The 19,740-nt window shown below is 52.2% G+C and carries 16 protein-coding genes; 11 read left to right on the plus strand and 5 right to left on the minus strand.

The genetic code is table 11. The features are described from left to right. Both A0W33_RS15860 and A0W33_RS15865 read left to right on the plus strand, forming a co-directional pair. The gene (locus A0W33_RS15860; RefSeq protein WP_068839080.1) at positions 1–1,212 is read left to right on the plus strand and encodes a molybdopterin molybdotransferase MoeA; all 1,212 of its coding nucleotides are present in this window, start codon (positions 1–3) and stop codon (positions 1,210–1,212) included. A gap of 119 nt (positions 1,213–1,331) precedes the next feature. Then, positions 1,332–2,030, plus strand: a complete 699-nt coding sequence (locus A0W33_RS15865; RefSeq protein ID WP_068839081.1) for a response regulator transcription factor — start codon at positions 1,332–1,334, stop codon at positions 2,028–2,030. A 49-nt stretch (positions 2,031–2,079) separates the two neighbouring features. Here A0W33_RS15865 and A0W33_RS15870 read toward each other — a convergent pair whose 3' ends face one another. Further along, the gene (locus tag A0W33_RS15870; protein ID WP_068839082.1) at positions 2,080–2,289 is read right to left on the minus strand and encodes a response regulator transcription factor; all 210 of its coding nucleotides are present in this window, start codon (positions 2,287–2,289) and stop codon (positions 2,080–2,082) included. 677 nt (positions 2,290–2,966) lie between these two features. Between A0W33_RS15870 and A0W33_RS15880 the strand changes: the two genes are divergently transcribed. From A0W33_RS15880 to ggt, 3 genes are all read left to right on the plus strand, one after another. Continuing rightward, positions 2,967–4,469: a PQQ-dependent sugar dehydrogenase gene (locus tag A0W33_RS15880; protein WP_068839084.1), complete on the plus strand. Its 1,503-nt coding sequence runs from the start codon at positions 2,967–2,969 to the stop codon at positions 4,467–4,469. Further along, the gene (locus A0W33_RS15885; RefSeq protein WP_068839085.1) at positions 4,462–5,007 is read left to right on the plus strand and encodes a ferritin family protein; all 546 of its coding nucleotides are present in this window, start codon (positions 4,462–4,464) and stop codon (positions 5,005–5,007) included. Before A0W33_RS15880 ends, A0W33_RS15885 begins: the two co-directional genes overlap by 8 nt. Positions 5,008–5,309: 302 nt before the next feature. Next, positions 5,310–7,043: a gamma-glutamyltransferase gene (ggt, locus tag A0W33_RS15890; protein ID WP_068839086.1), complete on the plus strand. Its 1,734-nt coding sequence runs from the start codon at positions 5,310–5,312 to the stop codon at positions 7,041–7,043. A gap of 159 nt (positions 7,044–7,202) precedes the next feature. Here the strand turns inward: ggt and A0W33_RS15895 are convergent, their stop codons facing one another. After that, positions 7,203–8,498: a DUF2254 domain-containing protein gene (locus A0W33_RS15895; RefSeq protein ID WP_068839087.1), complete on the minus strand. Its 1,296-nt coding sequence runs from the start codon at positions 8,496–8,498 to the stop codon at positions 7,203–7,205. Between the two features lie 277 nt (positions 8,499–8,775). On the opposite strand from A0W33_RS15895, the gene A0W33_RS15900 reads away from it, so the two are divergent. From A0W33_RS15900 to A0W33_RS15910, 3 genes are all read left to right on the plus strand, one after another. Next, positions 8,776–10,467, plus strand: a complete 1,692-nt coding sequence (locus tag A0W33_RS15900; protein WP_068839088.1) for a potassium channel family protein — start codon at positions 8,776–8,778, stop codon at positions 10,465–10,467. A gap of 77 nt (positions 10,468–10,544) precedes the next feature. Next, positions 10,545–11,975: a pyridoxal phosphate-dependent decarboxylase family protein gene (locus tag A0W33_RS15905; protein ID WP_068839089.1), complete on the plus strand. Its 1,431-nt coding sequence runs from the start codon at positions 10,545–10,547 to the stop codon at positions 11,973–11,975. A gap of 270 nt (positions 11,976–12,245) precedes the next feature. Then, positions 12,246–13,889 (plus strand): ABC-F family ATP-binding cassette domain-containing protein, encoded by a 1,644-nt coding sequence (locus A0W33_RS15910; protein ID WP_068839090.1) that lies wholly within the window; start codon positions 12,246–12,248, stop codon positions 13,887–13,889. Positions 13,890–13,977: 88 nt separating this feature from the next. Here A0W33_RS15910 and msrB read toward each other — a convergent pair whose 3' ends face one another. Beyond that, a complete protein-coding gene (gene msrB, locus A0W33_RS15915; protein WP_068839091.1) occupies positions 13,978–14,439 on the minus strand; it encodes a peptide-methionine (R)-S-oxide reductase MsrB in 462 nt (153 codons plus the stop codon). A gap of 259 nt (positions 14,440–14,698) precedes the next feature. Between msrB and A0W33_RS15920 the strand changes: the two genes are divergently transcribed. Further along, positions 14,699–15,628, plus strand: a complete 930-nt coding sequence (locus tag A0W33_RS15920) for a 2-hydroxyacid dehydrogenase (protein WP_068839092.1) — start codon at positions 14,699–14,701, stop codon at positions 15,626–15,628. Position 15,629: 1 nt separating this feature from the next. After that, positions 15,630–16,043, plus strand: coding sequence for a VOC family protein (locus tag A0W33_RS15925; protein ID WP_068839093.1), 414 nt, complete (start codon positions 15,630–15,632; stop codon positions 16,041–16,043). A 57-nt stretch (positions 16,044–16,100) separates the two neighbouring features. Here A0W33_RS15925 and A0W33_RS15930 read toward each other — a convergent pair whose 3' ends face one another. Both A0W33_RS15930 and A0W33_RS15935 read right to left on the minus strand, forming a co-directional pair. Then, positions 16,101–16,490 (minus strand): hypothetical protein, encoded by a 390-nt coding sequence (locus A0W33_RS15930; protein WP_068839094.1) that lies wholly within the window; start codon positions 16,488–16,490, stop codon positions 16,101–16,103. A 48-nt stretch (positions 16,491–16,538) separates the two neighbouring features. Then, positions 16,539–18,104 (minus strand): protein adenylyltransferase SelO, encoded by a 1,566-nt coding sequence (locus tag A0W33_RS15935; protein WP_068839095.1) that lies wholly within the window; start codon positions 18,102–18,104, stop codon positions 16,539–16,541. A 221-nt stretch (positions 18,105–18,325) separates the two neighbouring features. On the opposite strand from A0W33_RS15935, the gene dacB reads away from it, so the two are divergent. Then, a complete protein-coding gene (gene dacB / locus A0W33_RS15940; protein ID WP_074937292.1) occupies positions 18,326–19,723 on the plus strand; it encodes a D-alanyl-D-alanine carboxypeptidase/D-alanyl-D-alanine endopeptidase in 1,398 nt (465 codons plus the stop codon). Positions 19,724–19,740 lie beyond the last annotated feature (17 nt).

Consider the following 19,740-nt stretch of genomic DNA (forward strand, 5'->3'; position numbering starts at 1 on the left):
ATGATTACAGTAGAAGAAGCCTTTGCGCAAATGCAGCAGAACCGGGTGGATTTTGGCCTGGAAGAGGTACTGCTGGAAGATGCAGTCGGTCGGGTTCTGATGCAAAACGTCACCGCCGATCGTGATTTCCCGCCCTTCGACAGAGCCACTAAAGACGGTATCGCCATCAATTTCCACGCAATTCAGCAAGGTATAACCAAGTATAAAATTGAGGGCATACAGGCAGCCGGCGATTCGCAAAAGCAGCTGCATGACCCGATGGCTTGCTTCGAAATAATGACGGGTGCAGTGGTACCCGCAGGTGCCGATACAGTGGTGATGTACGAGCAGGTGCAGCTCGAAAATGGAGTAGCCATACTTCAAACTGAGAAGGTGAAGGAGCGCCAGAACGTTCACTTTCAGGGCCAGGATGCCAGGCAGGGAGATGTACTGCTGCAGGCCCCGGTAAAGCTTCTTCCGAAGCATGTAAATACCCTGGCCTCAGTTGGCAAGTATAAAGTGCCTGTAGCTGGGCTGCCGAAAGTAGCCATAATTTCCACGGGTGATGAACTGGTGGAGGTGCAGGAAATGCCGGAGCCGCATCAGATCCGCAAATCGAATGTGTACGCGCTGAAAAGCCTTTTGAAGGAAGATGGCATCAACGGAGACCTCTACCATACCCAGGACAAGGAAGAGGAGATTGTAGAAACGCTGGGCAGGTTATTGGCGCAGTATGACGTGCTGCTGCTTTCAGGCGGCGTGTCCAAGGGCAAGTATGATTTAATACCGGAATGTTTGCAAAAGCTGGGGGTAGAGAAGGTGTTTCATGGTATAAAGCAGCGGCCGGGCAAGCCGTTTTGGTTTGGAGTCAAAGAAGACAAGTGTGTTTTTGCTTTCCCTGGAAATCCCATTTCTACGTATGTATGCTATTTGCTCTACTTCAGGGCCTGGCTCGGTCATTCTATTAATTCACCGCTTCCAGCTATTCCCGTTAAAGACATCGGCGCTATGACCGGGCTGCAGGACTTCTGGTACCACCGCCTGGTGCACGCCAGTTGGGATGGCACAGCGCAAAAGATTCGTACAGATGCTATCGATAACTCCGGCTCCGGCGATCTGGTCAGCCTGAACCTGGCCAACGGGTTGCTTTCTGTTCCTCCAGCCTCCGCACCGCACGCTACTCCTTTTTTTACGCCTTTCTCCGCGCAAGTTCATGCGTATGCACACCTATAGCACCGGCTTCGGTGCCGCATCCTGGCCCGAATTCCTTTCTGCCATCTAATAGCGCATGCTGTAGTGTGGTGTTGATTCATTTGTTATATTGAGGTGATCATCAAGGCCATGCGTTGTTTATGACGAAACCTCCAATTCCCACAGGCCCTAGCCTAGAGCACCGGATTCAGCTTAAAATCGCTGAGATTGCTGCCGTAGCCGACAATTTGCCGGGAGTCGTCATCATCCACAACCACCAAAACGGAATGGTGGTGGAGTACATGTCGCGGAGGGGAGTGGAGTATTTGGGCGTGACACTGGAGGAGGTGAAGCGGCTTGGAACCGAGTACTACACAAAGTTCTTTAACCCGGACGATGCGAAGGATTATATTCCCAAAATCATGGGTTTGGTGAAGCGAAACAGCGACGAGGAATTGGTGACTTTTTTTCAGCAGGTGCGGACAATTGAAAATCCTGGCTGGACGTGGTATGTGAGCACCATCAAAATTCTGATGCGGGATGATGCCGGGCTTCCGCTGCTAACCATCACCATGGCCTTCCCGATAGATCCGCTTCATCATGTTACGGCCAAGGTGCCGCGGTTGCTGGAAGAGAATAATTTTCTGCGGAACAACCTGCACCGTTTCAGGCTGTTGTCGAAAAGAGAGCAGGAAGTGCTGCGGCAATGGGCCCTGGGGAAAAGCGCTTCTGAAACAGCTGACATACTGTTTATATCCATTACGACAGTTGAAACGCACCGCCGCAACCTAAAGCATAAGTTACAGGCCAACTCTTCTTTCGATCTGGCGCAATATGCCCGCGCCTTCGATCTTATCTGACTATAAACGACATACCGCTCTAACCTGGTGTAGCCGGTTCAAAGCAGTCTTACACCAGAACGCCTTCCAGGTATGCCCACGAAACAAGTTGATACAGGTGGCCCATGTTAAGTTTTTGGAGCATTTGCTGCAGCCTTTTCTCCACTACTGGCTCACTGCAGCTTAACTTCTGGCTTATCTGGCCGTTGGTGTACCCTTCCGCTATAAAAGCGATAATCTTGCACTCTTGCTTGCTGAGTTGTATTACGTGCTTGTTCATGGTTTTCGGGCATGTGAGCAGTTGTAGGACAATTCACTTTTGATGGTTTACATCTACGAAGATATCGGCACCAGCCCCCGTGCGCAATACTCACTTTTAATGATTTTGTAGGATTATATTTAAAAGCTGAATATAGTAGGCACAAGCATTCAGCAAAAATAGGGCTTGCTGCTGGCTGTAGCCAGCAGCGCTTAAACTTCATCTCTGGGATGTACCGCTGTACACCTGCACAACACATTGCTTATACTTGGTGCACAGTTTCCTGCAGGTGCTCCTCCATGCGTTTTAACAGGGTAGAAGGGACCGGATAAACTTCGCTGCAAGTATAAAAACAAAGTCGCCGCTGTGCCTTTTCCCAGGAGAGCGGTATTCATTGATACCACATAGGCCTGTGTTGCCTTACCGAAAGCTGGCCTTCGCTAATTAAATTTGAAAAAACTGCATTTATACTTCCTCCCTTATAGCGTGGCAAAGCGTAGACAAACGCATACGTGAGCCGTCCCGTTATCAGCACCTCAACTGACGCCAGGCTTGCCAGCAGATCGGTTCTCCTTCGGTACCAGGCACCCACACCGGAAAATCGAACGGCCCTGGTCTGCTTTGCTTGAACATATTGTTTCATCGGACCTCCTGCACAAAGGAGCGTCTGCCGCATCAGCTATACACTAAAACAAACTATGGCAGAAAAGAAAGAAGTGAACCCATCCAACAGCGGCTTTTCCATCGGGAAAGCACCCATCAGGGCAACCAGAGCTCCTGTAGGCGCATTGAGAAACATGACAGTGCCCGCCCGTCCGGTAGTGGACCCGGCAGACGTGGTAGTGCCCGAGGGCTATCAGGTAGAGGTGGCCATGGCAGGCCTGTCTTTCCCCACAGATATTGCCTTTGCAGACGATGGAACTGTTTTCGTGAGTGAAGGCGGCAGTTCCTGGCCTACCCGCCCCTACATGCCGGCGCGCGTGCTGATGATAAAACCAGACGGCGGGGTAGAAGCCATTACCATGAAAGTGCAGGCCGGGCCACGGGGCATTGCCTGGCGCGACGGAGAACTGTACATGTGCCTCAAAGGAGGGTACCACATGCAGGTGTGTAAGTATAACCTGGAAACGGGTGAGCTTAAAGTCCTGATCGACAAGCTGCCGAGTGGCGGCTGGCACGAACCCGGCGGACCTATCTTCGGGGACGATGGCTTGATGTACTTCGGCAACGGATCTGTGTCACAGCAGGGGGTGATATTGCCTGCCGGTTTCACGGTGGATATGGCCAAGCACCCGCTGGCGCACGATGTACCGGGGCAGGATGTGACTTTGACCGGCAACAACGTCTGGAGCCGCGATCCGCGCATGCCGTACCCTTACCTCACCCAGACAGGTGCCTTCAAACCGTTCGGTACACCTGCAGAGAAGGGAGAGGTGGTAAAAGGGGATGTGTTCTGCAACTCGGCTGTGTGGCGTTCCAAACCGGACGGAACCGATCTGGAGCTATTGGCCTGGGGCATCCGCAACCCGTTTGGCATGGCGCTGAACGAGCAGGGGGAACTGTACGTGTCGGATAACGACTTTGAGGAAAAAGGAGAACGCGCTGTCGCCAACGATCCGGACCGCATTTGGCACATCAAAAATGCCAGCAAGCCCTACGGCACAGTAAGTACCCCGGATTGGTATGGCTTTCCGGATATCTGCGGCGATGGCTTGCCCGTAAACCACGAATCGCACCTGCCGCTAAAAGGCAAAGCCGCTGAACTGCTCATACAGGACCCGCCGCCCTGGGCCGGGCCAGCCGCTTTCCTGGAGCAGCCGCACTCCTGCATGTGCCGGATGGATTTCTCTAAGTCAGACTTCTTCGGCCACCGGGGAGAATTGTTTGTGAGCGAATGGGGCACCCTGGCTCCGCTAAACTCGCCACGGCCGGAAGACCTGGACCATGGGTTCAGGGTGATTCGGGTAGATGTGAAGCAAGGCACCGGAACGCCATTTATGCACAACCGCAAAATGGGGCCAGCCTCCACCTACAACACGGGTGGTATCGAGCGGCCCGTATCGTGCAAGTTTAGCCCTGATGGCAAGAGCCTGTACGTGCTGGACTTCGGGGTATGCAAGATTACGCAGGGCAGTATGTTTGCCTTCGCCCACACAGGTGTACTTTGGAAAATCAGCAGAAAGGAGGAGAACAATGGATAAGCAAGCCATACTTATAGAACTGGACCAGGAGTGCCGGGAGGAGCAGTACAATAGGGCGGCCGCCTGGTTTAAGAATGTGCAACTTACGCAGGCTTCGTTCCGGCAACTCCTGGAGGACACGGTGGAGAAAATCGAGGAGCCGCACATCAAGGACTACCTGTACACCATGCTGGAGTTTGCCCGGCACCACGAAGAAAAGGCCGAGGAATTGTTTCGGGCAATTGAACGGGAGCCCTCCTCGGTCCGTACCTTGGCCGGAGAAATGCTGGGAAAAGGAAGAGAGCTTTGGGCGGATATCATTGCTTTGGGTGGTGGTGCCGTAGGGCCGTGGCAGGACCTGCAACAGCTGTATATTTCCAACCTCAACTCCATGAGCGCCTTTGCCGTGGCCGAGCAACTGGGCCTGGCGCTGGGCATTCCGGCCATACTCGAAATTACCTTTCCGGTGGTGGCGCAGAAATCCACGGACCAGCTGCTGCTGCAGGAGTGCGCTTTGGAAATGTGCTCTAAATCTATACTCTACAAGCAGCCGTTTTAGAGACACACGATGCTAAGTGTTAGATGCAGGTCCTTATAAGTGTGGGAGGCGCAAGCCTCCGCTCGAGCCCTATCTTTGAGTATGCTGCCAGTTTGTGACGAGCGACGCCAAAGCTATACTTCTGCGTTCACCGACAGGCTGACATGCTCCACTACCGGTTTCCGCTGCCTTAAAACTGACGGTATACCTGGAGCGAAGCCGCTTTGAGTTATACTTCAAGAGCATCATACTTTTGCACCAGCTACGCTTTCGTAGCTGGTGTTTCTTTTTTAACTTGTTCCCTTACATCAATCCTGAAATCTATGCTCCTCAAATATCCTAAAGCAGCCCCACTCAACGTATGGCTGCTGCTTATCGCCTTGCTGCCATCGTTGTTAAGCAGCTGTGCCACTAGCCCTAAGCCAGAGGCTGATGCCGTTTCCCGTGGCTATACCGCCGAAAGAGCGATGGTGGTTTCGGCGCACCCGGAAGCCTCTCGCATCGGTATGGAAATTATGAAAAAGGGCGGCAATGCCTACGATGCGGCAGTGGCTACTCAGTTAGCGCTTGCTGTGGCGTTTCCGGTGGCAGGCAACATTGGCGGTGGTGGCTTTATGGTGTACCGCGGCGCCGACGGCGAAACAGGCGCGTTGGATTACCGTGAGACAGCCCCGGGTGCCGCCTCTGAAACCATGTACCAGGACAGTGCCGGAAATGTGGTACAAGGGCTAAGTACCGATGGCCACCTGGCTGTGGGTGTTCCGGGCGCCATAGACGGCATGGTGAAGATACACGAAAAGCTAGGCTCGCTACCTTGGGCGGAGCTGGTGCAGCCGGCCATAGATCTGGCACGGAACGGTGTCGTGCTCACCAGTAAAGAAGCTGAGGGACTGAACTATACAAAGCAGATGTTCATCAGCAACAACAAGCATGTGCCTTACCTGGTGCGCGATAAAGTATGGCAATCAGGCGACACGCTGCGCCACCCAGACCTGGCCCGCACCCTGGAGCGCATCCGCGACAAGGGACGTGAAGGGTTTTACGCCGGCGAGACAGCTGACCTTTTTGTGAAGGAAATGCAGCGCGGCGGTGGCATCATTACCCACCAGGACCTGCAAGATTACGAGGCCGTATGGCGTGCTCCCGTTACCGGCGACTACAAAGGCTACAAAGTTATTTCGATGGCGCCACCCTCCAGCGGGGGGGTGGCCTTGCTGCAACTGCTGGAGATGGTGGAGCCTTTCGATTTGCGCACCTACGGCTGGCAAAGTGTAGAGGCCGTGCAGGTAATGACCGAAGCGGAGCGCCGGGTGTACGCCGACCGCGCCACCTACTTGGGAGATCCGGATTTTGTGAACGTTCCGGTAGAGCAGCTGCTGGATGAGGCCTATCTGAAGGAGCGTATGCGCTCGGTGAACATGTCGCTGGCAACGCCTTCGGCCAATATTAAAGCAGGGCAGCTCCCGGTATACGAGTCAGACCAAACCACCCACTTCAGTATTGTGGACCCGGCGGGTAACGCGGTTTCTATCACCACCACGTTAAATGGCGGCTACGGCTCTAAAGTAGTAGTGGAAGGTGCCGGGTTTCTGCTGAACAACGAAATGGACGACTTCAGCGCAAAGCCGGGTGTACCAAATATGTTTGGGCTTGTGGGCGGCAAAGCGAACGCCATACAGCCGCGCAAGCGCATGCTGAGCTCCATGACCCCGACCATACTTGAAAAGGACGGAAAGCTATACATGGTAGTCGGCACACCCGGCGGCTCCACCATCATCACCTCTGTTTTCCAGACCATCCTAAACGTGCTGGAGCACGACATGACGATGCAGCAGGCTGTTGCCGCGCCACGCTTCCACCACCAGTGGCTGCCGGATGAGATACAGCACGAGGCGGCGGCGCTACTGCCTACAGTGGAGGCGGAATTGAAGCGCAAAGGCTATGAGCTGAAACAGCGGGGCCCCTTTGGTAGGGTGGACGCCATACTGGTGCTGCCCAACGGAAAACTAGAGGCGGGTGCTGACCCAAGAGGGGATGACGCTGCCGCCGGATTTTAGGCGTAGCAAGTATAAACCGGCACAAGCCGAAAAAATCAAGTAAACGAAAAAGCTGTACTCGTTTTAAAGGAGTACAGCTTTTTCGCTTATAAGTATGGCCATAGGTTTTCTGAAGGCTGCACAATCGTTCATGTTCGCTTCTGCACCGAAACGCGCATGCTAAAGCTTATACTCTTGCCGGGCATTCTGAACCAACGCTTTAATAAAATCAATATCCTCCTGGCTTTTCATTTCCTTACTTGATGCCTCCTCAATGGATTTGAGTTCTTTGGCAAAGAGAGCCGTATGCTTCTTTCGCTCATCCCGCGCACTTACTTTGCTGATCAGGTCTATGAGCCGTGCCTGAACGGCCACATCGGTAGAGGAGTAGGCGCGGATGCTGGCTGTGCAGATGCGAAATATTGTTTCGAAAGGCACAGGTTGATAAACTAAGCGGGCTACACCATCTTTCTTTATAACTTTCCGCCCCCGCAGCGCCTGTAGCCTGCAAAGCAGGTCGAGGAGGTAATCAATGGCCTGCATGGCCGTTCCGGGGTCGTTAATGCCGGGACTAAGGGCTTTCACAGCCACTTCGGTCAGCAGCTTAAACCCATAGACAAAGTTCTCCTCTACCATCTCCTGGTGCCTGAATAAAATATTTTCCTCCACCAGTTCCTGGATCTCTTTGTTCATGGGCTTGTTCATTTTAAGAAAAGGCTCTCCCTTTAGCAGGTACATGCCCTGGTTCTTAAGCAGCGTGGTAGTTAGCCCTAATTTAGAGGAGCCGTTTTTGAACTGGGGTTCTGTGATGGTATCAAAATACCCTGAGTCCCATGCCTTCACCAGGTACTGGCCTTCCTGTTCCTCCCAATCTTCATGGTAGTTGCCGCTGTTCAGTTCCCTGTCCAGGGAATCACGGGTGGCGCGGTACTGGCTGTTAAGGATGTTTCCTATCTGAATTTCATTTGATATTTTGTGAATGAAGTAAATGAAAGACAAGACGCAGGCGAAGCCCAGGAACAAGTTGATCATCATTGAAAGGCGCGGCACTTCGGGTCCACCGGACATCGTTTGCACATTGCTCAGCACCACCATGGTAAAACAGATAGTGCCTACAATGGTGCCTAATACCACCTGACTGCCCCGCTTGCTAAGCAAGTTTGGTAGCAATCTGGGTGAGAAGCTGGAAGTTACCTGCGTCAGGACGATCATTACCATTGCAAAGGTAAACGTAACGAGGCTGATCAAACCCGACAGCAATGACGAAAGCAGGCTCCGGGCCGTGTTGGCATTGTCTATTGAAAGGAATGAAGCCTTGCTAAGCAATGCTCCGCCTACTTTTATGTTATCAAGGTATGCTGTTAACCAGGCAAGAGCCAGTAAGCTGAAAGCGATCAGGAAGGGGTAAAAAGCAATACTGTTAATTAGCTGCATGTATGCTTTTTTAGAAGTATACTTAATTTTTGCAGTTCCCATGTCTAGTTATTGTAGAGGGTTGTGGGTGCATGGTAGTTAGGTGCAAAAAGTAGGCTCTGAAGCGGCGCGATGAACTGTTTCAGCTGCCTGTACTGGCTTTTGGAAACGTAGACAGCACGCGATGGGTTTGCTTTAAGTGCACAGGCCTATGCTTGTGCATAAGAAAGGAGGCAAAAGGATGAGACAGGGCAAACGCTAATCTGCTACAATTAAGACAGTTGCTGTGCATTGAAAATTCAGGGCTACTCCAAAGCCACATCTTCCGTATCTTTAATCTATGAAGTTCCTTCCAACACAACTCCTCGTCTTTCTGAAGAACAAGCCAGAGCGGCGTAATCTGAAGCTCTTGGGTAAATTTCTGCTGGTGTTACTAGTGCTGGTGGTGGCATTCACCGTTATTTTTCACCTGCTCATGATTCGGGAAGGGGAGACCTACTCCTGGATTACAGGGTTTTACTGGACCCTCACCGTTATGTCGACCCTGGGCTTTGGCGACATCACCTTTCATAGTGACGCGGGCCGTTTCTTCTCGATTGTGGTGCTGCTCTCGGGCATGGTGTTTCTGCTGATCCTTTTTCCGTTTACGTTCATCAACTTTTTCTACTCCCCCTGGATGAAAGCCCAGGAGCACGCACAGGTGCCCCGTGAGTTACCAGACACTACCAGGGGGCATGTGGTGCTGACAAGCTATGGTGCCGTGAGCGAGGCGCTCATCAAAAAACTGAACCGCTACCAGTACGACTACGTGGTGCTGGTGCCTGATCTGGCAGAAGGGCTGCGCCTGCATGAGTTAGGCGTGCGCGTGATGCTGGGCGACCAGGACGATCCGGAGACATACAACAAAGTGCGGGTACAGAGCGCAGCCTTGGTGGCCACCACCTCCTCAGATGTAAAAAACACCAACGTGGCGTTTACGGTGCGGGGGCTATCCAGCGAGGTGCCCATTATTTCTACCTGCAGCTTTGAGGCCTCGGAGGATATTATGAAGCTGGCCGGCAGTAACCATGTGCTGCGCCTGGGTGAGATAATGGGTTTGTTCCTGGCACGTAGGGCCAGCGGAGGAGACGCCCGGGCGCATCCCATCGGCAAATTCGGGGAGCTGCAGATTGCAGAGGCGTCGGTAGCCGGCTCGAACCTGGTGGGGCTTACGCTGCGCGAAACAAAGCTGCGCGAGTTGGTGGGGGTAAGTGTGGTAGGCATCTGGGAGCGCGGTAAGTTCCGGGCAGCCCAGCCCAATACCAAGATTACCACTACTACTGTATTGGTGCTGGCAGGCTCCGACGCACAGATAGAGAAGTACAACCAGATGTTTCAGGTAGAGTCAAACTTCACTTCTCCGGTGGTGATCATTGGCGGTGGGCGCGTGGGCCGTTCTACCGGCCGTGCGTTGGCTGCGCGCAACATGGAGTACCGCATTGTGGAGAAGGACATTGCGCGGGTAAAAAACGACAAAAGTTACATATTGGGCGACGCGGCAGAGCTGGAGGTGCTCAAGCAGGCCGGCATCGAGGATTCTCCCTGCGTTATCATCACCACCCATGATGATGACATGAACGTGTACCTCACGATCTATTGCCGCCGCCTGCGCCCCGATATTCAGATCATTACCCGCACCACACTGGAGAGAAATTTGGCCACCATGCACCGCGCCGGGGCCGATTTTGTGATGTCGTATGCCTCGATGGGAGCCAATACGATGTTTAACCTGCTCAAGCGCAGCGATATTCTAATGATAGCCGAGGGGCTGGACTTGCTCAAGGTGCCGGTGCCGGCGCAGCTGGCGGGGCGATCGATCGCAGATTCCTCCATCCGGCAGGAAACGGGCTGTACGATCATCGCCATCCGCAACGGCGAGACAACCCATATTAACCCGGAGCCCAATATGGTGTTACCCGCACAGGCGGAAATCATACTTATCGGAACGGTTGAGGCCGAAAACAAGTTCTTTAAGCTGTATGGCCCGAAATAGCAGCATGGCTTTTAGCTGCTCACTTTTTCCTGTGCCCATACTTGCTTTACTTCGCATGTTCTAAAACTGATCAAAAAATGAATTCTATACTTGACAAAGCCTATTCAACCGAAAACTTCCGCAAACGCGGCCATGAGGTGATTGACATGCTGGCCGATTACCTGGCCGATGCAAAAAGTGACAGCGCGGAGGTGAAAGCCATTCCGTGGCAGGAGCCGGAAGAGCAGCTGGCCTATTGGCAGCACGACTTCAGCAAACCAAGTCTGGACAACCCGCTGGAGCTGTTCCAGGATGTGCTCGAGAAATCGATTCAGGTGCACCGCAAGCGCTACCTCGGGCACCAGACAACTCCTACCTTGCCCATATCCATACTCGCAACAACCGTCATGGCCACGCTGAACCAAGGGATGGGCGTCTATGAGATGGGAATGGTAGGCAACACGCTGGAGAAGATACTGACAGAGCACCTGGCGCAGAAGCTGGGCTTTAGCGGAGAAGCATCCGGTTTCATCACCTCCGGCGGCTCCCTGGGCAACCTGACCGGCTTACTGGCCGCAAGAGCCGCTGCTACCAACATCTGGAACGAGGGCTATACGGGTAAGCAGCAACTGGCGGTGCTGGTGTCGGAAGAGGCACATTACTGCATCGACCGAGCTGCCCGCATCATGGGCCTTGGTACGGATGGTATCATCAAAGTGCCGGTAAACGATAAGTTTCAGCTGCGCACCGACCTGCTGGAGGAGTATTACCAGCAAGCTGTGGCAGCCGGAAAGCAGGTAATTGCCGTAGTTGGCTGCGCTGGAACTACCTCCACAGGTTCTTACGACAACCTGGAAGCCATTGCCGCCTTTACCAAGAAGTATGGGCTGTGGTTTCATGTGGATGGGGCGCATGGCGCACCTGCGGCTTTCTCGCCCAAGTACAGGCATCTGGTAAAAGGCATCGAGCAGGCCGACTCGGTGGTGGTGGATTACCACAAGATGATGATGACGCCCTCGCTTTCCACGGCTGTAATCTTCAAGCGCGGCGGCGATGCCTATAAGATTTTTTCGCAGCGAGCGCAGTACCTTTGGTCAGAGCAGGACACCGAGGAGTGGTACAACGGCGGCAAGCGCACCTTTGAGTGCACCAAAGCCATGTCTGCCCTAAGCGTGTACACCATGTTTAGAGCTTACGGCGATGATGTGTTTGCCGAAAACATTGAGCGGCTATACGGTATGGGTGCCGACTTTGCCGCGCTCATCAAAGCAAACGACAACTTTGAGTTGGCCTACGAGCCGGAGTGCAACATCGTCTGCTTCCGCTTTAAAGGGGAGGGAGACTTAAGCAAGCTAAACCAGCAGATCAGGAGGCAGCTAATGGAGGAAGGGCGCTTTTACATTGTGCAGACCATCCTGAACGGCGATTTATACTTGCGCGTGTCGCTGATGAACCCCCTGACAACAGAAAACGAACTGCAGGAGCTGTTGCAGGAAATAGAAGTAAAGGCGGCTGCAGTGGCGGTGTAGTCTGTTAATCGTTGCCAAAGCCATGTCATCTCGAATGCAGTGAGAGATCTTTCACCGTGTTAGAGATGACATTTTTTATGTTAAATACCATTCAGCAGCCAAAGCCACACCTGTGCGGAAGTATAATCTCATCCCGCCTGGCAGAACTTTTTATACTTCCGCTTTTGTATCTCTTAGCAGAAGCAACACCGCATAAAGTATAATTTCCCGGGCGGCACCGCCTGCATCACAGCAGGGTTTATACTATATTTGCACCCTTAATTAGATTTTATGATTTCAGTTGACGGAGTAACAGTCGAGTTTAACGGTTCGGCTCTTTTTAGCAATATCGGGTTCAACATCAACGAGAACGACCGCATTGCACTCATGGGTAAGAACGGGGCAGGCAAGTCAACCTTGCTGAAGACCATTGCCGGGGCGAACAAGCCAACTAAGGGAAAGATTTCTGCACCCAAGGATGCCGTGATCGCGTACCTGCCGCAGCACCTGCTCACCGAAGACAATTGCACTGTTTTCGAGGAGGCTTCCAAGGCCTTTGCTCAGGTGCTGGATATGAAAAAGCAGATGGATGAGCTGAACGCCCAGCTTGAGACCCGCACCGACTACGACTCCGACGACTACTATAAACTAATTGAGCAGGTATCTGAACTGGGTGAAAAGTACTACTCCATCGAAGATATTAACTTTGATGCGGAGGTAGAGAAAACGCTGCTTGGCCTGGGCTTCCTGCGAAAGGATTTCACTCGCCCGACTAAGGAGTTCAGCGGTGGCTGGCGCATGCGCATTGAACTGGCTAAAATCCTGCTGCAGAAGCCTGACCTGATCCTGCTCGACGAGCCGACCAACCACATGGATATCGAATCTATCCAGTGGCTGGAGGATTTCCTGGTGAATAATGCCAAGGCGGTTATCGTGATTTCGCACGACAAGACCTTCGTAGATAACATCACCAACCGTACCATTGAGGTAACGATGGGCCGCATTTATGATTATAAAGTAAACTACTCGCAATACCTGCAACTGCGCAAAGAGCGGCGTGAGCAGCAGCAGCGGCAGTTCGACGACCAGCAGAAAGAGATTGCCGATATTCAGGGCTTTATCGACCGCTTTAAAGGCACTTACTCCAAAACGCTGCAGGTACAGTCGCGGGTGAAGATGCTGGAGAAGATGGTGATAGTGGAGGTGGATGAGGTGGACACTTCTGCCCTGAACATTAAATTCCCGCCAGCCCCGCGCTCCGGCAACTACCCTGTTATTGTGGAGAACCTGGCTAAGAAGTATGGTGAGCACACGGTGTTTGAGGATGTGTCGCTGACGATTGAGCGCGGCGAGAAAATAGCGTTTGTCGGCAAAAACGGTGAGGGCAAGTCCACGCTGGTAAAAGCGATCATGAACGAGATCGACTTTGACGGTAAGCTGCAACTGGGCCACAACTGTGAGATCGGTTACTTTGCCCAGAACCAGGCCTCCTTGCTGGATGAGGAACTGACGGTGTTCCAGACGATTGACCAAATTGCCGTAGGCGATGTGCGCACCCGGATAAAAGACATGCTCGGAGCGTTCATGTTCAGTGGCGACACGATCGAAAAAAAGGTAAAGGTGCTGTCGGGCGGGGAGAAAACGCGTTTGGCCATGATCAAACTGCTGCTGCAGCCCGTGAACCTGCTGATTCTCGACGAACCAACCAACCACCTGGACATCAAGACAAAGGACATTCTGAAAGACGCCCTTCGCAGCTTCGACGGTACGCTGATCCTGGTGTCGCACGACAGGGATTTCCTGGATGGCCTGGCAAACAAGGTGTTTGAGTTCGGCAACAAGCGCATCAGGGAGCATTTCGAGGACATCAACGGTTTCCTGCGCAACAAGAAAATGGAGAACCTGCGCGAAATTGAAAGAACGGTAGCGAAGTAAATAGTGCAGGTCTTTTCGGCTATACTTCAGATAATAAATCTAAAAGCAGAAGGCACTCATACTTGTATGAGTGCCTTCTGCTTTTAGATTATTCGTGATCGTTCTCCAGATCAACCCGCTGTATACTTGCTGAATTGATGCAGTAGCGCAGCCCGTGCGGTACCGGCCCATCGTTGAACACATGGCCCAGGTGGCTATCGCAGGTGTTGCACTGCACCTCTATGCGCTGCATGTTGTGGCTGTCGTCGAACATATACTTGATGGCTCCTTTGGTGGAGGGCTGTGTAAAGCTGGGCCAACCGGAGATGGCATGATATTTTTCAGTAGCGTTAAACAGAAGCGTGCCGCAGCCAACGCACGTATAAATACCCGGCTCGTACGAGCGGCAGTAGGCGTTGCGGTAAGGCGATTCTGTGCCTTTTTGCCGCATCACATTATACTGCTCCGGCGTAAGTTTCTGCTGCCATTCCTCGTCCGTCTTTTCCTCTCTTTCCCGCGGCTCGGGGTTACTGTACTTGGCAAATTTCAGGACATCTATCCAGCGGAGCATAGGTAAGTATAGGAATGATTGGCACCGTAAAAACGCCTGCATAATACGATAGGTTCATGCAGCCGTTTATCGGTAGCATTGGGTAAGCTGCCGGGATGGCAGCGGACCCGGAAGTAGGATGAGGCGTATCAGGTGTTATTACATCAGCACAAAAAGGTAAAAGGTTGCCGCGCCCTGCGTAAAAACCGGTATCTTGTTGTCATCAAACAGTGCCACTTTAACGACACCTGATCATACAATATTATACTTAAACTCACCTATGCCGATTACGATTGTCACCCAGGGAAAAGACCTAAGCCCCTGGGTGAAAGCCTTGAAGAAAAACAGACCAGACGTAGAGATTAGAATTTACCCGGATGATGCTCAGGCAGAAGAAGTAGAATTTGCCTTGGCCTGGAACCACCCGCTGGGTGTTTTCAAGGCATTTCCAAACCTGAAGTGCATCTCCTCGATGGGTGCTGGCGTGGACCATATCTTAAAAGACACAGAACTGCCTAAAGGTGTAACGGTAACAAAAATTGTAGACACTAACCTGACACAGGACATGGGCGAGTTTATCCTGGCGCTAGCCCTGAACCACATACGCGGACTCGCTGCCTACAAGGTGCAGGAACAGCAGCAGGCTTGGCAGCCCAGGCCCTACAAACGCATTGCAGATGTAACCGTGGGTGTAATGGGGGTAGGTGAATTGGGCGCACATGTTGCCAGCCAATTACATAAAGTGGGTTTTAATGTATGTGGCTGGGCCAGAACTGCGAAGGAATTAGAAGGGGTGGCGGTGTATGTGGGCGAGGAAGAGCTGAACAGCTTTTTAGCGGCATCGGAAATTCTGGTTTGCCTGTTGCCACTCACAAAGGAAACGGCTAACATTCTGAATAAAGGCACGCTTCAGCAGTTGCCAAAAGGTGCCTTCGTAATCAATGCCGCAAGAGGGGAGCATGTGGTGGACGAGGACCTGGTGGAGATGATAAACAACGGACACCTGGCCGGGGCTAGTCTGGATGTTTTTCGGGAGGAGCCACTGCCGCAGGAGCATGTGTTTTGGAAGCACCCGGACATTAACATCACGCCGCACATGGCGAGTAAAACAGACCCGGAAACGGCCGTGCTGCAGATTCTCGACAACTACGACAGGCTTCAGAGAGGAGAGCCGCTGCAAAATATTATTTCACTTGAAAAAGGATACTAGCATGAGCGCATTTCACTACGCTTTCAAAATTAAAGACATCGCTTCCACGCGCAGGTTCTACGTAAGCATACTTGGCTGCCAGGAAGGGAGGAGCACCGACAGTTGGATTGATTTCGACTTCTTTGGTCACCAGCTTTCTGCCCACATCAGCACCAATATTCCGCCGCTTGATTACTGCGGAAAGGTAGACGGCGTGAACGTGCCCATTCCGCATTTTGGCTGTATCCTGACCTATGAGCAGTTCGAAAGGGTACAGGGCCAGCTGGAGGCGCACAACATCAACTTTATCGTTGCGCCTCAAACGCGCTACGAAGGGCAGAAAGGTGAGCAACGCACCATGTTTATACTTGACTTCAGCGGAAACCCCATTGAGTTTAAGGCTTTTAAGAATCCGGAGGAAATATTTGCCGCCTAAAAACAAAAAGCCCCTGCCACGAGAGTAGCAAGGGCTTTTTATTTTTAGCTGTTATGATTACTCTACCACCCGCTGATAGTGACCGATCTCTTCTTCCCCGGCATCTTCCTGCAGGTTCTTGAAGTATAGCGTTTCCAATTCTACTTTATTGATTGTAGCTGGCGCCAGGGTAAAGGTGCCTTTCTCAAATAGCTGCCGGGCCTGGCGATGGAAGAGCTGGTACATCGTCCACACCATCACCTTGCCATAAACATCTTCTTTGGCCACTGCTTCCTCTGCCTCGTTCCACCGGTTGCTAAAGGTTGGCGAGTAGAAGTTGGATGCGGCCTGCGGCATTATACTTAAGCCTTTCTTTTGTGGCTTGGCCTCCAGAATCATCCCGTCCGAAAAGTCAATTGTTTCTCCCCAAAAAGGTAAAATCCTGCTGTATATTTCGTTGAATGTCATGTTGCTTTTTCTTGTTATTTGGCCTTTGTTGATCTCTATACTTCAAAATTAAGAACTGCAGGACAACATAGAGCAGCCGGCTTTGCTTGTTGCCCACTCCGGCCTTTTGGCAAAGAACTCATCAAACTTGTTTGCATACGGGTCTTTCATTGCCTCCTGCAGCTTCAGGAACAGTTCGTTGTTTCCTGCCTCCAGTTGCTCTATCGCCTGCGAAAGCAGGTAATTGCGAAGTATAAACCGCGGGTTTGCCGCACGCATCTTTTCCTGTGATGCCTCAGGTGTAATGGTGTTAACTTTCATCCGCTCCTGGTAGGCTTGTGCAAAAGAGCACAACAGCAGTTTTTCATCGGCATTCAGGTCAGCATAAAAGCTTTCCCTGAAATAAGCTACTACAGCCACCTTATCCTCCAGGCCAAGTGGCAGGTCGATAAGCAGTTGAAAGAAAATAGTCATGTCCGGCTGTACGGTTGAAAGCATGCGCTCAACTTGCGCGAAAAGCGGCGCATCCTCTTTCTTCGCCTCGTCCAGTCCCAGTTTATTGCCCATCATGGTCATGTACCTGCTTGTAAAGGCTTCATCAAATGTGGCGAGTGTTTTTACCAGTTCCTCCGTCCCGGAAAGCAGTGGCGCGATGGCTGAGGCCAGGCGGCTCAGGTTCCAGTAGGCAATAGAGGGCTGTTTTCCAAAGGCATAGCGCTTACCCGGCAAATCGGTGGTATTCGGGGTGAAGTTCAGGTCGTAATTATCTACAAAAGAGTAGGGGCCGTAGTCAATCGTGAGCCCGAGTATGGACATATTATCCGTATTCATCACGCCGTGCACGAATCCCACGCGCAGCCACTCCACCATCAGGCCAGCCGTCTTTTCCACCACTTCCTTAAACCAGGCAAGTAGGCGCTCGTCTCCTTCGCCCTGGATGTGCGGGTAATAGCGCGAAATTGTCCAGTCAACCAGCTTTTGCAGGTTCTCCTTTTCTTTTCGGGCCGCCAGCATTTCAAAGTTTCCGAAACGGAGCAGGCTCGGAGCTACGCGCATCACAATGGCCCCCGGCTCGTAGGCCGCATTTCCATTGTAAAACATATCCCGCAACACCGGATCACCCGTGGAGACCAGGCTAAGGGCGCGTGTGGTAGGAATGCCCAGGTAATGCATCGCCTCGCTCATCAGGTACTCACGCACTGAGGATCGCAACACTGCTCTGCCGTCGGCTCTGCGGGAGTAGGGGGTGGGGCCTGCGCCTTTTAGCTGCAGTTCCCAGCTTTTGCCGTCGGGCGTTTCCCACTCGCCCAAGGTAATGGCGCGACCGTCGCCCAACTGTCCGGCCCAGTTGCCAAACTGGTGCCCGGCATAGCAGGCGGCGTAAGGCTGCATGGTGTCCGTCACAAAATTGCCACCCAGTATGTCGATGTCCTTCTGATCATTTGGTTTCTGAATGCCCAGTTCTTTTGCCAGGTCATCCGACCAAGCCAGCAGTTCAGGCTTCTCGACAGGAGTAGGTTTGGCTTTGCTGTACAAAACGCCCGGAGTTTGCCGTGGACGCAGGTCGCCACTCTCATCGCCGGGGAAGCTTTCTACGAACTCGTTTTTATATTCTTTATCGCTTAAAGTCTGCATATAGTTTGTCAAGTATAAATTCAATTGGCAGGAGGTATAACAGGAGGTATAAAAAGTACTTTCCATGCCAGTTTAGATAACATAAGTCAGGCAAGATTAGTTAAATTTTGCCACATCATATGTTGTTTTTAGCTCATCAAAGAGGATGTGCGATTAGCAAAGCCCTTATGCAGCGTGGTAAAGTCTGTGCATCATTCCCATAAAATGCTTACTTTTTGTGGATGAAATCACTCTCTATCAAACTTCTTCTTCTGACGATTTTAGTACTGGTGCACGTTACCGCCTTTTCTCAGCCAGTACCCGTTAAGTTACAAGCCGCCTTCAAGGCTTTTCAGAACGACCCGCAGTTGCGCAATGCCATAGCTTCCTTGTATGTGGTAGATGCCAAAACGGGTGCAGTGATTTTTGGGGAGAACGAAAGGATAGGGCTAGCGCCTGCCTCTACCATGAAACTGCTGACAAGTGCAAGTGCCTATGAGTTGCTGGGGCAGGACTTTCGCTATAAAACCAGCTTCGCCTATCAGAAAAACAACGGAAAAACTTCACTGCTCATATCACCCAGCGGTGACCCAGCTTTCGGCTCCTGGCGCTGGAAAGACACGAAAGAGGAACTGGTGCTGCAAGACGCCGTACTGGCCATCCGGAACCTGAGAATCAAATTTTTTGACGCGGTAATAATCGACAACAGCGGCTGGAACGAAGAAACTGTTCCGGACGGGTGGATGTGGCAGGACATCGGGAATTATTATGGGGCAGGGCCGTCGAAATTCAACTGGCGCGAGAATCAGTACGATGTGCTCCTGAAGTCCGGAAAGCAGATTGGTGACCCGGTTACTATTGTGAAAACGGTTCCCGCCCTGCATGGCTATACCCTGCGCTCAGAGCTTACTTCTGCCGCAGCCGGCACCGGCGACAATGCCTATATTTATTTCCCTTTGAATGGCTCTTCTGCTGTTATCCGGGGCACTATACCGGTAAACGAGAGCAGCTTCAGTATTTCGGGGGCCTTGCCATCGGCTTCGCATCAGTTTGTGCGAACGCTGGCTGAAACGTTGGAAGGCGTAGGCGTGCAGTTGCCGAAGCAGGAAGAGGTACAGCAAAAAGAGAAACTTTCGAAAGCCGGTTACACCACTTTTCACACCATCACATCGCCGCCACTTGACAGCCTTATTTACTGGTTTAACCGCAAGAGCATTAACCTGTACGGCGAAGCGCTGCTTAAAACTATTGCCGCTAAACAAACCGGAAATGGCGCTACAGACAAAGGCTTAGAGGCGGTACAAGCGTTTTGGCGCAAACGGGGCATTCCTGAAAGTGAGCTGAACGTGGTGGATGGTTCCGGCCTGTCGCCCCTCAACCGGGTTACGACGCACGCACAGGTGCAGGTGCTGCAGCATGCCCAAAAGCAGCCCTGGTTCAGCGGCTTTTATACATCGCTGCCGGTTTACAACGGCATGAAGATGAAAAGCGGCACCATTCGCGGCGTAAAAGGCTTTACCGGCTACCACACGGCCAAAGATGGGACGCAGTATGCCTTTTCCTTCCTGGTGAACAACTACAACGGCTCTTCGGCATCGCTTGTGAAGAAAATGTACCAGGTGCTGGATACGTTGAAGTAAACGGCATTACAGCATGC

Source organism: Pontibacter akesuensis (assembly GCF_001611675.1).
In the GTDB taxonomy this organism is placed as follows: domain Bacteria; phylum Bacteroidota; class Bacteroidia; order Cytophagales; family Hymenobacteraceae; genus Pontibacter; species Pontibacter akesuensis.

What these genes read in the sequence shown, in the direction of transcription:
- A0W33_RS15910 (WP_068839090.1), top strand. Translation starts at nt 12,246, where the DNA reads ATGATTTCAGTTGACGGAGTAACAGTCGAGTTTAACGGTTCGGCTCTT.
- A0W33_RS15895 (WP_068839087.1), bottom strand. Translation starts at nt 8,498, where the DNA reads ATGGGAACTGCAAAAATTAAGTATACTTCTAAAAAAGCATACATGCAG.
- A0W33_RS15920 (WP_068839092.1), top strand. Translation starts at nt 14,699, where the DNA reads ATGCCGATTACGATTGTCACCCAGGGAAAAGACCTAAGCCCCTGGGTG.
- A0W33_RS15865 (WP_068839081.1), top strand. Translation starts at nt 1,332, where the DNA reads ATGACGAAACCTCCAATTCCCACAGGCCCTAGCCTAGAGCACCGGATT.
- dacB (WP_074937292.1), top strand. Translation starts at nt 18,326, where the DNA reads ATGAAATCACTCTCTATCAAACTTCTTCTTCTGACGATTTTAGTACTG.
- A0W33_RS15885 (WP_068839085.1), top strand. Translation starts at nt 4,462, where the DNA reads ATGGATAAGCAAGCCATACTTATAGAACTGGACCAGGAGTGCCGGGAG.
- A0W33_RS15925 (WP_068839093.1), top strand. Translation starts at nt 15,630, where the DNA reads ATGAGCGCATTTCACTACGCTTTCAAAATTAAAGACATCGCTTCCACG.
- A0W33_RS15930 (WP_068839094.1), bottom strand. Translation starts at nt 16,490, where the DNA reads ATGACATTCAACGAAATATACAGCAGGATTTTACCTTTTTGGGGAGAA.
- ggt (WP_068839086.1), top strand. Translation starts at nt 5,310, where the DNA reads ATGCTCCTCAAATATCCTAAAGCAGCCCCACTCAACGTATGGCTGCTG.
- A0W33_RS15935 (WP_068839095.1), bottom strand. Translation starts at nt 18,104, where the DNA reads ATGCAGACTTTAAGCGATAAAGAATATAAAAACGAGTTCGTAGAAAGC.
- A0W33_RS15905 (WP_068839089.1), top strand. Translation starts at nt 10,545, where the DNA reads ATGAATTCTATACTTGACAAAGCCTATTCAACCGAAAACTTCCGCAAA.
- A0W33_RS15860 (WP_068839080.1), top strand. Translation starts at nt 1, where the DNA reads ATGATTACAGTAGAAGAAGCCTTTGCGCAAATGCAGCAGAACCGGGTG.
- A0W33_RS15900 (WP_068839088.1), top strand. Translation starts at nt 8,776, where the DNA reads ATGAAGTTCCTTCCAACACAACTCCTCGTCTTTCTGAAGAACAAGCCA.
- A0W33_RS15870 (WP_068839082.1), bottom strand. Translation starts at nt 2,289, where the DNA reads ATGAACAAGCACGTAATACAACTCAGCAAGCAAGAGTGCAAGATTATC.
- A0W33_RS15880 (WP_068839084.1), top strand. Translation starts at nt 2,967, where the DNA reads ATGGCAGAAAAGAAAGAAGTGAACCCATCCAACAGCGGCTTTTCCATC.
- msrB (WP_068839091.1), bottom strand. Translation starts at nt 14,439, where the DNA reads ATGCTCCGCTGGATAGATGTCCTGAAATTTGCCAAGTACAGTAACCCC.